The 13696-nt window shown below is 66.5% G+C and carries 9 protein-coding genes; 6 read left to right on the top strand and 3 right to left on the bottom strand.

Annotated elements, in window-relative coordinates:
• Window positions 1-150 precede the first annotated feature (150 nt).
• Window positions 151-2868, top strand: a complete 2718-nt coding sequence (locus U0C82_RS11435; protein WP_322187243.1) for an ATP-dependent helicase — start codon at window positions 151-153, stop codon at window positions 2866-2868.
• A gap of 13 nt (window positions 2869-2881) precedes the next feature.
• On the opposite strand, the gene U0C82_RS11430 is transcribed toward U0C82_RS11435, so the two are convergent.
• Window positions 2882-3802, bottom strand: coding sequence for an NAD(P)-dependent oxidoreductase (locus U0C82_RS11430; RefSeq protein ID WP_322187241.1), 921 nt, complete (start codon window positions 3800-3802; stop codon window positions 2882-2884).
• 218 nt (window positions 3803-4020) lie between these two features.
• Between U0C82_RS11430 and denD the strand changes: the two genes are divergently transcribed.
• Window positions 4021-4989 carry a D-erythronate dehydrogenase gene (denD, locus tag U0C82_RS11425; RefSeq protein ID WP_322187239.1) on the top strand — a complete coding sequence of 323 codons (969 nt, stop codon included), beginning with the start codon at window positions 4021-4023 and terminating at the stop codon, window positions 4987-4989.
• On the opposite strand, the gene U0C82_RS11420 is transcribed toward denD, so the two are convergent.
• Window positions 4982-5920, bottom strand: a complete 939-nt coding sequence (locus U0C82_RS11420) for a 2-hydroxyacid dehydrogenase (protein ID WP_322187238.1) — start codon at window positions 5918-5920, stop codon at window positions 4982-4984. The two genes, denD and U0C82_RS11420, sit on opposite strands and share 8 nt — an antisense overlap.
• Before the next feature lie 86 nt (window positions 5921-6006).
• Window positions 6007-7074 carry an aldose epimerase family protein gene (locus U0C82_RS11415; RefSeq protein WP_322187237.1) on the bottom strand — a complete coding sequence of 356 codons (1068 nt, stop codon included), beginning with the start codon at window positions 7072-7074 and terminating at the stop codon, window positions 6007-6009.
• Window positions 7075-7227: 153 nt separating this feature from the next.
• Between U0C82_RS11415 and U0C82_RS11410 the strand changes: the two genes are divergently transcribed.
• From U0C82_RS11410 to U0C82_RS11395, 4 genes are all read left to right on the top strand, one after another.
• The gene (locus U0C82_RS11410; protein WP_322187434.1) at window positions 7228-8097 is read left to right on the top strand and encodes a DMT family transporter; all 870 of its coding nucleotides are present in this window, start codon (window positions 7228-7230) and stop codon (window positions 8095-8097) included.
• 108 nt (window positions 8098-8205) lie between these two features.
• Window positions 8206-9447 carry a metallophosphoesterase family protein gene (locus tag U0C82_RS11405; RefSeq protein ID WP_322187236.1) on the top strand — a complete coding sequence of 414 codons (1242 nt, stop codon included), beginning with the start codon at window positions 8206-8208 and terminating at the stop codon, window positions 9445-9447.
• Between the two features lie 9 nt (window positions 9448-9456).
• Window positions 9457-12921, top strand: coding sequence for an AAA family ATPase (locus tag U0C82_RS11400; protein WP_322187235.1), 3465 nt, complete (start codon window positions 9457-9459; stop codon window positions 12919-12921).
• Between the two features lie 293 nt (window positions 12922-13214).
• Window positions 13215-13562 carry a hypothetical protein gene (locus tag U0C82_RS11395; protein WP_322187234.1) on the top strand — a complete coding sequence of 116 codons (348 nt, stop codon included), beginning with the start codon at window positions 13215-13217 and terminating at the stop codon, window positions 13560-13562.
• Window positions 13563-13696: the final 134 nt, after the last annotated feature.

Genomic DNA, 13696 nt, shown 5'->3' with positions numbered 1-13696 from the left:
CTAGGCCGCGCCACCCGTGCCCGGGTCGGCGAAGGTCGCCGGGTCGGCCGGGGGGCAAAAGGCGATCACCGTCGCGCGATGTAAGCCCATCGCAATGCGCGACAGTTTCGAACTCTAGTGTTCTCAGGCGCATGGGATTAGTTAAGGCCCATGACGGATTTCGACGAATCGACGCCCCGAAGCGCACCCAAACCCGGCAGCATCGCCGCCCGGGCCATGGCCGCGCGCGGCAGCCAGAGCCCGGACTATCTGGCCGGCCTCAACCCCGAACAGCGCGCCGCCGTCGAAACGACGGAAGGGCCGGTTCTCGTTCTGGCCGGGGCCGGCACCGGAAAGACCCGGGTTCTGACCACCCGCATCGCGCACATCGTGTCCACCGGACGCGCATGGCCGAGCCAGATCCTGGCGGTGACGTTCACCAACAAGGCCGCGCGCGAGATGAAGACGCGGATCGGCCTGCTTCTGGGCGGCCAGGTGGAAGGCATGCCGTGGCTCGGCACGTTCCACTCCATCGGCGTGAAGATCCTGCGCCGGCATGCCGAACTCGTCGGGCTGAAGTCGAACTTCACGATCCTCGACACCGACGACCAGATCCGCCTGATCAAGCAGCTGATCCAGGCGGAAAATCTCGACGACAAGCGCTGGCCGGCCCGCACCTTCGCCAACATGCTGGACGCATGGAAGAACAAGGGCCTGGAGCCCGCCAACATTCCCGAAGGCGACGCCCGTGCGTTCGGCAACGGCAAGGGCCGCGAACTCTACAAGGCCTACCAGGACCGGCTGAAGAGCCTCAATGCGTGCGATTTCGGCGATCTCCTGATGCACCCGATCGCGATCTTCCGCGCCCATCCCGACGTCCTGGCCGACTATCACCGCCGCTTCCGCTACATTCTGGTGGACGAGTACCAGGACACCAACGTCGCCCAATATCTCTGGCTGCGCCTGCTCGCGCAGCGCTCGGCCTTGCAGACCGCGACGGGCGGCGAAGGCGAGACCGATCCGTTCGACGATACGGGTCCGCGCGCGATCGACGACGATCCCGACGCCCATGACGGCATGTGGGACGACGAGGCTTCGCCCGCCGAAGCAGCGGAAGGCAGCCCGCCCGCCGGGTCCGACGATGCGGGCCGTGCGGTGGACCGAAAGGGACAGCCGCCGCGGATCAACATCTGCTGCGTCGGCGACGACGACCAGTCGATCTATGGCTGGCGCGGGGCGGAGGTGGACAATATCCTGCGCTTCGACAAGGACTTTCCCGGCGCGACCGTCATCCGGCTCGAACGCAACTACCGCTCGACGGGCCATATTCTCGGGGCTGCCTCCCATCTCATCGGCCACAATGAGGACCGGCTCGGCAAGACCCTCTTCACCGATCATCCCGATCCCGACGATCCGAAGGTGGAAGTCAATGCCGGCTGGGATTCGGAGGAGGAGGCCCGCGCCATCGGCGAGGCGATCGAGGATCTTCAGCGCCGCGAGGATCATGACCTCAACGACATGGCGATCCTCGTGCGGGCCTCGTTCCAGATGCGCACCTTCGAGGACCGGTTCGTCACCATGGGCCTCAACTACCGCGTCATCGGCGGCCCGCGCTTCTACGAGCGGATGGAGATTCGCGATGCGATGGCCTATTTCCGATGCGTGTGCCAGCCGGCCGACGATCTCGCCTTCGAGCGGATCGTCAACACCCCCAAGCGCGGGCTCGGTGACGCGACCATCCGCCTGCTGCACGACTATGCCCGCGCCAGAGGTGTGCCGCTGATCGCGGCGGCCATGCAGATGGTCGAGACCGAGGAGCTGAAGCCCAAGCCGCGCAACACCTTGCGCCGGGTCGTCACCGATTTCCTGCGCTGGTCGGAGCTCCTGCCGAACACCAAGCACACGGAACTGGCTGAACAGATCCTCGAAGAGAGCGGCTACACCGAGATGTGGCAGAACGACCGGTCCGCCGAAGCGCCGGGCCGGCTCGAGAATTTGAAGGAGCTGATCCGCTCGATGGAGGAATACGAGTCCCTGCCCTCGTTCCTCGAACATGTCGCGCTCGTCATGGACACCGAACAGAACGCGGAGATGGACGCGGTCTCGATCATGACGCTCCATTCGGCCAAGGGGCTCGAATTCGAGACCGTCTTTCTGCCAGGCTGGGAGGAAGGGCTGTTTCCCCACCAGCGTTCGCTCGACGAAGGCGGGCGTTCGGGTCTCGAGGAAGAACGGCGTCTTGCCTATGTCGGCATCACCCGCGGCAAGCGCCGCGTGAAGATCTGGTTCGTCTCCAACCGGCGGATCCACGGCCTCTGGCAGTCGACGATCCCCTCGCGCTTTCTCGACGAGTTGCCCGAGGCGCATGTGGACGTGATGGAAGCCAACACCTCCTATGGCGGCTATGGCGCGGGCGGATTCGGCGCCTACGGCTCGTCGCGCTGGGACGGCGCGGCCGCCTTCAACGAGGGGGCCTACAAGACCCCGGGCTGGCGGCGCGCCCAGGCCGCAAAGGCCGGTTTTGCCGAAGGCGGCGCCGGCCAGCCGGGCGGGCGCGGCGGCGATGGCTGGTCGGGCGGGCGCTCTCGCGAGATCGACTATGATGCCGGCGCATCCGGGGCGCGCGCCGGGCGTGGCCACAACCAGCCCGCCCGCCAGGGGCTCGGGCTCCATGCGTCGGCCAGGCGCGGTGGTCCGCGCGAGATCGAGGGCGAACTCGTCGCCAAATCGGTGTCCACCGACCAGAGCCGCTTCGATGCCGGCGACCGGGTGTTCCACCTCAAGTTCGGACCCGGCACGGTCGCGCTCGTCGACGGCAACAAGCTCACCGTCGACTTCGACAAGGCCGGCCAAAAGCGGGTCCTGGAAGGCTTCGTCGAAAGCGCCTGACGAGGGTTTTCCGTCAGCGGGGCTTCTTCACCTCTTCGGCGAGATCGATGCCGTTGAGGCGGGCCACATGGTCGGCGATCATCGGGACGTAGTCGCCGCCTGCTCCGGTCGCGTCGGCCTGCGCGAAATAATAGCGCGCCGCCGGGGCCATCACGCCCACGGTATCGAACGCCGCCGCCATTGCGTTGAGATAGCGCAGATCCTTCGAGGCGTTGGCGATGGTGAACTTGTGGGCGTCCCTGTCGCGGTCGACCGCATAGCGCATGAACGTGTCGAAGAAGCCGTTCGACAGCCGGCTCGAACCGATGACGTCGCGCACCGTCTCGGGATGGATGCCGGCCTTAGCGGCGGTCACCGTGGCCTCCGCATAGAGCGCGGCATAGCCCATGGAGATGAAGTTCATGATGAGCTTCATCTTGTGGCCGGACCCGACCGGCCCGACATGGCGGATGTTCCCGGCCCAGCACTGGATGATGGGCTTGACCGCCTCGAACGTCTCCGGCGCGCCGCCCACCATGCAGTCGAGCGTGCCCGCCTCGGCCTCCTTCGGCGTGCGCCCGAGCGGCGCGTCGACGAGCGTGGCGCCCTTTTCGGCAAGCGCCCCGGCAAGCCGAAGCGTCGAGGCGGGGTCGGCCGTCGTCGCATCGATGACGACGAGCCCCTTGCGGGCGCCGGCCAGAAGCCCGTCCTCGCCCTCCATGACGGCTTCCACCTCCGGCGAGTTCGAAAGGCAGAGATGGATGACGTCGCAGCGCTCGGCCATCTCACGCGCGGTATCGGCCTCGCTCGCACCCATGGCGAGAAGGCTCTCGACCGGCTGCCGGTTGCGATTGCCCTTCACGACGAGCCGATAGCCGTTCCCGATCAGGTTTTTGGCCATGCCGTGGCCCATATAGCCGACGCCGATGAAACCGATGATTGGTCGTTCGCTCATGGATCGATCCTCCCCTTTGACGTAACCCATCGTCCCGAGATGGGACGTCGTTTCGAATCGGCGACCCCCTCGCAGACATGGATCCCCGGCCTCGAACCGGTGTAGCATCGGCGGCAACGCCTTAAGAAGACCCGTCCGGCACAGCTTTCTCGGCCGGGACCGGGCGCGGAAACGGGGATATCCATCGAGCCCCCGCGCAAAAACAACGGGGAGACGACATGAACGTTCTGATCATCGGCGGTGGCGGCGTCATCGGCCAGAAGCTCGCACGGCGGCTCGTGCGGGACGGCACGTTGGACGGGCGCGAGATCACCGGGCTGACGCTTGCGGACATCGTCGAACCCGCGCCGGTCGAGGGAGCGCGGACCGCCCTCTGCAACATCGCCGATCCGGCCTCGCTCGCGGCCGTCGTCACGGCCGAAACCGACATGATCTACCTGTTGGCCGCCGTCGTCTCCGCCCATGCCGAAGAGCGGTTCGACGAGGGCATGGCCGTCAATTTCTACGGCGTCCTCAACGTCCTCGAACGCGCGCGTCATCTCGGCACGCGACCGCGGATCGTCTTTACCTCATCGATCGCGGTCTATGGCGGAGAGGTCTGCGATCCCCTGACCGGCGAGACCTTTCTCAACCCGCAAACCTCCTATGGAACGCAGAAGGCGATCGGCGAACTTCTCCTCAACGATTATTCGCGCAAAGGTTTCATCGACGGCCGCGGCTTCCGCCTGCCGACCATCACGGTGCGGCCGGGAAAGCCCAACCGCGCCGCGTCGAGCTTCATGTCCTCGATCTTTCGCGAGCCCCTGAACGGACAGGAGGCGATCTGTCCGGTCGGGCGGGACTTCCCGCACTACTACCTGTCGCCGCGCCGATGCGTGGAAAACCTCGTCAGGGGCGCGGCGATCCCCGAAGCGGACCTCGGCCAGAACCGCTGCATGATCATGCCGGGGCGCAGCCTTACGATCGGCGCGATGATCGATGCGATGACGGCGGTGGCCGGGAACGCGCCGTCAAAGCTCATCCGCTTCGAGAGCCAGCCGGAGATCGAGCCTATCCTCAAGGGCTGGCGCTCGGATTTCAGGGCGGACAAGGCGCGTGCGCTCGGCCTCGAAGCCGATGCCGGCTTCGAGGACAATATCCGCTACTATCTGGAGGACGACATGCCCGCCGGGCGTGCGGTCAGTTGACCGGGGTCAGGAGCGGCTTGCCGGCCAGAAACGCCTCGATATTGTCGCGCTGAAGCTGCCCCATGTCGGCGCGTGTCTCCACCGTCGCGGACGCCTGATGCGGCTGCAGGAGGACATTGTCCATCTCGTAGAAGCGCTTGTCGGCGTGCGGCTCGTTGAGGAAGACGTCGAGGCACGCACCGCCGAGGCGGCCATCCTGCAGCGCCGCGATCATCGCCTCCTCGTCGATCGTCGAACCGCGAGAGATATTGACGAGAACGCCGCGGCTTCCGAGCGCCTCGATCATCTCCCGTGTCACGAAGCCTTCGGTCGCGGGGCCGCCGACGAGCGCGACGACGGCGAAATCGACCGCCTTCATCATCGCGGCGGCATCCTCATGGTAGGTCCAGGCGGCCGGCGTCTGCTTGGGCGAGCGCGACCAGTAATGCACCTCCATCTTGAAGGCGGCGAGGCGATCGGCGATTTCGTGTCCGATCCGTCCGAGACCGAGAATGCCGACCTTCTGGCCGGTCATCTTGCGCTGCAGGGGGAACGGCTCCTTCCTGTCCCAGGCGCCCGAGCGCACGTGCCGATCCGCCTCGGGCACCTTGCGAAGGTGCGCGAGCAGCATGGCGACGGCGAGATCGGCGACGTCGTCGGACAGGACGTCCGGCGTGTTGGTCACCTTGATGCCGCGCTTCGAGGCGGCGTCGACATCGATGGCGTCGTAGCCGACGCCGAAATTGGCGATGATGCCGAGATTGGGCAGGAGATCCATCGTCGCGCCGTCGAACGGATGGTGTCCGAGATAGGCGACGGCGACGATCTCGCTGCGTTCGGCTTCACCCAGTTCGCCCGCTTCCTTCATCGAGGGCTGGCGCAGCCATCCCTTCTCCTCGATCGCCTTTGTGCTGCTTGCATCGAACCGACCGACCGCCAGAACCTTCGTCATGTAAGTACTTCCTCCACTTGCGATAGTGCGCGCTGCCGGGGCTGGGCGCCCCGCCCACCGAGCGCGGGCGATTTCGTCCGAACGCGTCAGCGCGCGGAAAACCTGTAGGTCGAGGTTTGACGGAAGGTCTCTCCCGGATCAAGCCGCGCCGAGGGAAAGCTCGGACGATTGGGCGTGTCGGGAAACAGCTGCGGCTCGAGACAGACCGCGTCGCCCATGCGCGTCAGCCGGCCACCCTTGCCGGCGATCCCGCCGAAGAGAAAGTTTCCCGAATAGAACTGAAGCCCCGGCGCCGTCGTCGCGAAATCGAGGACGCGGCCACTGTCTTCGTCCTCGAGCCGCGCGGCGAACCGCGGCGCCTCGAGATTTTCCTCGCCGAGCACCATGCAGTGATCGAAACCGCGCACGAGGCGAATCTGGTCGTCGAGACCGTCGCGCGCGCCGTCCCCGATCGCCTTGCCGCGCCTGAAGTCGAAGACCGACCCTTCGACCGACCGGATCTCGCCCGTCGGGATCGCGGTTTGGTCGACCGGCAGATAGTGGTCGGCGGCGATCGTCAGCCTGTGGCCGAGCACGTCCGTCTCGTGCGGCACACCGCCGAGATTGAAATAGACATGGTTGGTGAGGTTCACGATGGTCGGCGCATCGCTCGTCGCCTCGTAGACGAGCGTCAGTTCGCCGGTTCCCGTCAGCGCGTAATGGGCGCGGGCTTCCAGCGCGCCGGGATAGCCGGCGTCGCCGTCCGGGCTCGTCAGCGCGAACGTCACGAAGGGATGGGGCGTCTCGCCGAAGGCTTCGACGCGCCAGTTGGTGACGCCGAACCCGGACGACCCGCCATGCAGATGATTGGGGCCATCGTTCGTCTCGAGGGTGTAGCTTTTGCCGTCGAGGGAAAAGCGGCCCCCGGCGATCCTGTTCGCGAACCGTCCGACGGACACGCCGAAATGTTGGGGACGGGTCTCGTACGGGGCCAGTGCGTCGTAGCCGAGCGTGACATCGGCGCGGTGCCCGTGACGATCGGGCACGCGCACCGCCTGCAGCGCGGCGCCGAACGAGAGTAGCGTCACGGATATGCCATCGCGTTCGAGATCGAAGGCGACGACGTCCTCGCCCGTCGAAAGCTGTCCGAACATGCGGCGCTGGATCTGTGTCATGCAGTTTCACCCTTACGGTTTTTGCCAGCCTCTGCGATATCGAAGAAAGCGGGCCGAAGAACTCCGTCCGCGTCCTACCTAGTGGAAGAAGCCTTGAGAACGACCCGCGCGAAACCGCAGAAGACACTGGATGGCGGAACCCTCGGCATCGCGATGATGGCGTTCGGGATCTTCCTCTTCATGGCGAACGATGCGCTCGGCAAGTTCCTCGTCGAAACCTACTCGGTCGGCCAGGTCCTGTTCATGCGCTCGGCCGCGGCCCTCGTCATCCTGATCCCGCTGGTGCAACGGGTCGGGTTCCGCGCGCTGATCGAAGTGGAGCGGCCGGGCCAGCAGGTTCTGCGCAGTTTCTTCGCGACCGCCGAGGTGACGGCCTTCTATGCGGCGATCGTCTACCTGCCACTGGCCGCGACCCTGTCGTTCTGGCTTGCCGCCCCGATCTTCGTCGCCGCCCTCGCGCCGGTCTTTCTCGGCGAGAAGGTGGGCCTACGCCGCTGGACGGCCATCCTCATCGGCTTCGTCGGCGTTCTCATCGTCCTGCGCCCCTCCTCCGAGACCTTTTCGGGCGGCGCCCCGATCGCCATCTTCGGCAGCTTCGCATTCGCGCTGATGATGCTGACGACGCGCTCGCTGCGGGGAACGCCCGACGCGGTGCTGGTCTTCTGGCAGACCGCGTCCGCGCTCCTTGCCGGTCTCGTCCTGTCCTTTTTCGCCTGGACGCCGCTGACCGTTGCCGGCTTCCTTTCCCTGAGCATTCTCGGCGTCGTGGCGATGGCCGCCCATCTGTGCATCGCCCGCGCCTTCAAGCTTGCGGATGCGGCGACGATCGCACCGCTGCAATATACGATGCTGCCCTGGGCGACCCTCTTCGGCTTCATGTTCTTCGACGAGATCCCCCAGTGGACGACGCTTCTGGGCGCCACCGTCATCATCGGATCGGGGCTCTACATCTTCTTTCGCGAACGCCAGCTCTTACGGCGCGGCCCGACGATCGCGAAAGCCGCGTTGCCGCCGGGCGGCTGAGACCGCGCGGATGGCGCCGTCCCGCGCCAGAACCGGATTTGATCCTGCCGGACGTCAAACCCGTGTAGACTGGCCGGCGAATCGAACCATTGCGTGACAGGCCCTTTCTTGTCGACATTCACGTTCATCCATGCCGCCGACCTCCACCTCGGCAGCCCGTTCCAGAGCCTTGCCGTCAAGGAGGCCGCGATCGCGGTCCGCTTCGCGCAGGCGACGCGGACCGCGTTCACCAAGCTCGTCGATCAGGCGATCGCGCGCGACGTCGACTTCATGGTCATCGCGGGAGACGTTTACGACGGCGAATGGAAAGACAATTCCATCGGCCTGTTCTTCAACCGGGAAGTCGCGCGGCTGGCGAAAGCCGACATTCCGGTGATCTATCTTCGCGGAAACCACGATGCCGACAGCGTCGTCACGAAAAGCGTGCCGCTGCCCGACACCGTGCACCAGTTCCCGACCAACAAGCCTTCGACCATCCGGCTCGATCCTGTCGGCGTTGCGCTGCACGGCCAGGGGTTTGCCGAGCGGGCCGCCACGGACAATCTTGCCCTTGCCTATCCGGCGCCGGTCGCCGGCGCGTTCAATATCGGCGTTCTCCACACCTCCCTCACCGGCCGCCCGCCGCACGACGTCTACGCGCCCTGTACGGTCTCGGACCTGCAGAGCCGAGGCTATGATTACTGGGCGCTCGGCCATGTCCACGAATTCGAGATCGTCTCGCACGATCCGCATATCGTCTTTCCGGGCAATCTCCAGGGCCGCAGCATCCGCGAGGAAGGCGAGAAGGGCGCGCTTCTCGTCCGCGTCGCGGATGGCCGGATCGCCGGCACCGAGCGCCTGATCCTCGACGAGGCCCGCTGGGCCCGGCTCTGCGTCGACATTGGCTGTCATGAGGGAACGGCGACCATCGCCGGCGCCGTCGCCGATGCGTTGAAACCGCTTGCGGAGGCGGCCGGCGAACGGCTTCTCGCCCTGCGCATCGAACTTGCCGGATCCTGCGCCTTCCGCAGGAAACTCATCGCGGAGCGCGAATTCCTCACCGACGAGATCCAGGCGGCCTGCCACCATGTCCATCCCGATGCCTGGCTCGAAAAGCTCGTCATCGCCGTCGTCGAGCCGGATGGGCGGGGCGTCGGCGCGGGCGCCGATCGCAGCATCGATCTCGAGGCCATGCTTGCCGACATCACCTGCGACGCCGACGTTCATCACGATGTCGATGCGATCGTCGAAGCCATCGCCTCGAAGCTGCCGGGCGGCATCGCGGCCGGCAATGCGCCGCTCGGCGACCCGGACGAACTCTTGAGCGAGGCGCGCGACCTGCTTCTTTCGCACGCCGATGCACGGGCCTGAGGACGAACGATGCGCTTTGAACGCCTTCATCTCCTGCGCTACGGCGCATTCGACGGCCGCCAGATCGTTTTCCGCCCCGGCGCCAAGCTCCATATCGTCTACGGGCCGAACGAGGCCGGAAAGTCGACGACGCTTTCGGCCCTGTCGGCCCTTCTGTTCGGCTTTCCGCACCAGACGGCCCACGACTTCCTGCACAAGGCAAGCACGCTGCGCATCGCAGCGACCCTGTCGGCAAGCGACGGCTCGCAGATCGGCTTTCGCCGTCGCAAGGGAACGAAGGCGACGCTTCTGGCCGACGACGACACCGAGACGCCCCTGCGCGACGATGCGCTGGCGGCCTATCTCGGCGGCCTGACGAAAACGGTGTTCGAAAACGCCTTCGGTCTCGATTCGGAGCGGCTGCGCGCCGGGGCGGATGCGATGCTGGCCGATGACGGGGAACTGGGCGGCACGCTGCTTGCGGCCTCGTCCGGGCTGACTGGCCTCAAGGACCTGCGCACCCGTTTCGACGACGAGGCCGCCGAACTCTATGCGCCGCGGGCGAGCAAGAAGACGTTTAACGCCCTCAAGGATCGGTGGGACGACGCACGCTCCCGAGCGCGCGAGAGCGAACTCCGGTCCGGCGACTGGAAAAAGCTCAACGACGACATCAGGCGCCTCGCCGAAAAGCACGAGGACGAGAAGGACCGGCTCGCGGAACTTGCCCGGCGCCGTGGCGAACTCGAAAAGCTGGTGACGCTCGAACCGGTCGTGAGCGCGATCGATGCCGATCTTCGTAAGCTCGGGACATTCGACGATCTGGACGGGTTGCCCGCCGGGTTCGCCGAGCAGCTCTCGGACGCGCTCATGCGCCGATCGCACGAGGCGAGCCTCCTGGACGAGGCGAACAGGCGGGTCCGCGCGGCACAGGACGCGGTCGCCGACATTCGTCTCGACGAGACCGTACTCGCCCATGCCAAGGCCATCAGCGCCCTTCACGCGCGGGTGGGCAATTACCGCAAGGCGCTGGAGGATGCGCCCGGTGTCGACCGCGAACGGCGTGGCTTCGAGCACGAGATCGAGGATCGCAAGCAGCGCCTCGGTCTTTCCGCGGCCGCCGCGCACGTGCCGCAGCCGACGGATGCGAGCCTCGCGCTCGCCGGGCAACTCGCCGAGGAAGGCAGGGCCCTGGCGCGCGAGGCGGCCCTTCTGAAGAAGGGCCTGGAGACCGAACGCGACAAGGCCGCTTATCTGGAACGCCAGGAACCGGCCGTCCGGCTGACCGATCCCAAACCCCTTCGGGACCGCATGAACGCGCTGAAGGCGGAGATCGAAGCCGTCGAGCAACGGACCGCGCTCGAATCGCGCCATCGGAGCGAAGCGCGCCGCATCCGCGACGAGGCTCTCGACCTCGTGCCGCCCGTGACGGATTTCGGCAGGCTCTCGGCGATCGCGCTTCCGTCGATCGAGAGCGTGACCCGTCACCGGGACCGGCTGGCTGCGTGCGAGGCGCAGATCGGACGGACGCGCGACGAGCGGGGGCGCCTCGCGAACGAGATCGCGCGCAACGACAAGATCCTGCGCGAGAGCGAGCGGGCGGGCGACATTCCGAGCCGCGCGGCGATCGAAGCGGCGCGGTCGGAGCGGGACGAAACCTTCGCTCCCATCGCCTCGATCGTCGCGGGAACCGCAAAACCGCCGGAGGCGAGCGACGCGCTCCTTGCGCGCTTCCGCTCCCGTGTACGAAGCGCCGACACGCTTGCCGACTCGGCCTTCGCGGACATCGAACGCGTGCAGCGGCACGCCGATCTCAGCGCGCGCAACGAAGAGCTTTCGGCCCTCGTGACGTCCATCGAACGCGAACGCGACGCTTATTGCGCGCAGAAGGCGACGATCCTTGCCGAATTCGCCGCGCCGTTCGAGCGGATGGGCGTTGCGGCGACCGATCCGGACGGCATGATCGTCTGGCTTCACGCCATGCGGCAATTGCGGGAAGCAGACCGCGCCAATGCAGATCTCGCAGATCAGCTGGCCGCACTCGCGATCCGCGAAGAGGCGCTGCGGCCGCAGCTTTCGAAACTCGGCGAAGCGCTTTGGGTCGAAGACGCGGCCGGGCTTGCGACGGGTCCGCTCGCCCGGTCGCTCGAGCGGCGACTCGACGAGATCTCGGAGGCCTGGCTGACCAGCCGGGGCCATGCCGCGAGCAAGAAGGATACGCAGGACCGGATCGCGCGCCTCGAAGCGCAGAGCGCCGCCGCGGCGCATGAGCGGCAGGCCTGGCGAACCCGCGCCGACGCCGCCTTCGCAAGGCTCGGCCTCGCCGAGGGCGCGACACCCGATCAGGTCGAGGCGACGATCTCGCTCTGGCGCGAGCTGCCCGCCCTCGAAAGCCAGCGGGTCAACCGGGCCGAACGCGTCGCCGGCATGAGGCGCGATGCGCACGGCTTCGAAGCCGATACCCGCGCGCTCGTGGCCCTCGTGGCGCCGCATCTTGCGGACCTGACGGCGGAACGCGCCGTCGACGAACTGCTGGACGCCAGCGAGATCGCCTCCCGGGCAAGCGCCAAGCTGCAGGAGCGTCGCGAGGCGCTCGATCGTGCCCAGCGCGACGTCCAGCAGCGCCAGGAGATCGCCGCAACGGCGGACGCCAGACTTGCGGGCCTGATGAACCGATGCCCGGCCGGCGCCGAGCCGGCGGCGCTGGTGGAACGGCTCACCGCCCGGGACGCGATGGTGCAAAGCCTTGCCCAATGCCGGGCGCGGCTCGTCGATATCGCGCCCGACTGGTCGGAGAGCGACGTGCGGTCAGCATTGGCCACGTTCGAGCCCTCGCGCGCCGATCTCGATATTGCGGACATCCGCAAGGACGAACGGGATCTCGACGCGCAATCCAACGAAACCTATGCCGAATTGCGGGACCGGACTCGCGAACGCCAGGCCCTGAGCGAAGGGGGCGGCGCGGAAGGCGCCGTTTTCGAGCAGCGGGCGGTGGAGGCGGAGCTGACGGCCCTCGCCCGGCGTTGGGCGGTCCTGAAGATCGCCGCCAATCTGGCTTCGGAAACGCTCGAACGGCACCGCCGGAACCAGGACGCACCGCTGATGCGAAGGGCCGGAGAGCGGCTGTCGCGATTGACGGACGGCGCCTTCGCGTCCCTGTCCCAACAGTTCGGCGACAATGACGAGGCCGAACTCGTGGCGGTGCGCGACAATGGCGAGCGCTTGCGGATCTCCGCGCTCAGCGACGGAACGCGGGACCAGTTGTTCCTGGCGCTGCGGCTCGCCTTTATCGAGGATTATGCCATGCGCAACGAACCAATCCCCTTCATCGGCGACGACATCTTCCAGACATTCGACGACGCGCGCACGGCGGCCGGTCTCCTGACGCTCGCCGATGTCAGCGAGCACACCCAGCCGATCCTCTTCGCCCACCATCGAAGCGTCACGGAGATCGCCCGCGACGAGCTCGCGGACGCGGTCGATATCATCGAGATATGACAGGGTCGCGACGGTCATGGCCGACGCTTGCGCGGGCCATGGCCGGGTAGCCGAACCCTACCCGAACGGCAGTGCAGCAATGCCCGTGAGGAAGTTATAACTCCCTGATCTGCATGGCTTTTCATCCGATTTGGCAAGTCATGCACTGACGGCAAGCCAGACATTCCGATCCGGGGATTGTGCGGCGCAACATCGCCTCGTAAGTGTGGAGGCAAGCAAGGCGGCCAATAATTTTCGGTTCCATCCTGGGGATCGACGCTGCACTTGCTTCTCAGTCATGAGGACTTCCGATCATGAAAACCATTCTTCTCGCAGCCGCTGCGACGCTCGTTCTCTCGATGTCCGCTTCGGCCGAAGACGTCAGCGCCCTGCACGGCCGCCACGTGACCGTCGGCGACGTCAACGGCTCGGTCTACTACACCGAAGTGTCGGACGAATTCGCGGTCGTCGCCACGCTCTCGTCCGGCGACAGCGACCGTTCGATCCGCACGCGCGCCAATCTGCGCGACGGACAGTCGATGACCGTCGAAGTGCCTGGCCGTTCCGGCGCAAATACCGACATGGTCACGATCTCGCGCACCGGCGACACGCTCACCATCGAGCCCCAGGCCGATCTGCGCGCCGCACTCGATATCAAGTAAGCAAAGCCTCCCAAGCTGACCCTTCGCGCTCCCGACGATTTTATCGCCGGGAGCGTTTTCGTATGCGAGACCGGAAATCGCCCGGTTCACCTCGCCGCATCCCGGATCGCGACGCGTTCCGACAGAAACAGGGG

This window comes from Fulvimarina uroteuthidis (assembly GCF_034321785.1).
GTDB classification, from domain to species: Bacteria; Pseudomonadota; Alphaproteobacteria; order Rhizobiales; family Rhizobiaceae; genus Fulvimarina; species Fulvimarina uroteuthidis.
This window is presented reverse-complemented; position numbering and strand designations above follow the sequence as displayed.

Excerpts from the sequence above, each read along its gene's own strand:
- U0C82_RS11435 (WP_322187243.1), top strand. The coding sequence starts at position 151 with ATGACGGATTTCGACGAATCGACGCCCCGAAGCGCACCCAAACCCGGC.
- U0C82_RS11430 (WP_322187241.1), bottom strand. The coding sequence starts at position 3,802 with ATGAGCGAACGACCAATCATCGGTTTCATCGGCGTCGGCTATATGGGC.
- denD (WP_322187239.1), top strand. The coding sequence starts at position 4,021 with ATGAACGTTCTGATCATCGGCGGTGGCGGCGTCATCGGCCAGAAGCTC.
- U0C82_RS11420 (WP_322187238.1), bottom strand. The coding sequence starts at position 5,920 with ATGACGAAGGTTCTGGCGGTCGGTCGGTTCGATGCAAGCAGCACAAAG.
- U0C82_RS11415 (WP_322187237.1), bottom strand. The coding sequence starts at position 7,074 with ATGACACAGATCCAGCGCCGCATGTTCGGACAGCTTTCGACGGGCGAG.
- U0C82_RS11410 (WP_322187434.1), top strand. The coding sequence starts at position 7,228 with ATGATGGCGTTCGGGATCTTCCTCTTCATGGCGAACGATGCGCTCGGC.
- U0C82_RS11400 (WP_322187235.1), top strand. The coding sequence starts at position 9,457 with ATGCGCTTTGAACGCCTTCATCTCCTGCGCTACGGCGCATTCGACGGC.
- U0C82_RS11395 (WP_322187234.1), top strand. The coding sequence starts at position 13,215 with ATGAAAACCATTCTTCTCGCAGCCGCTGCGACGCTCGTTCTCTCGATG.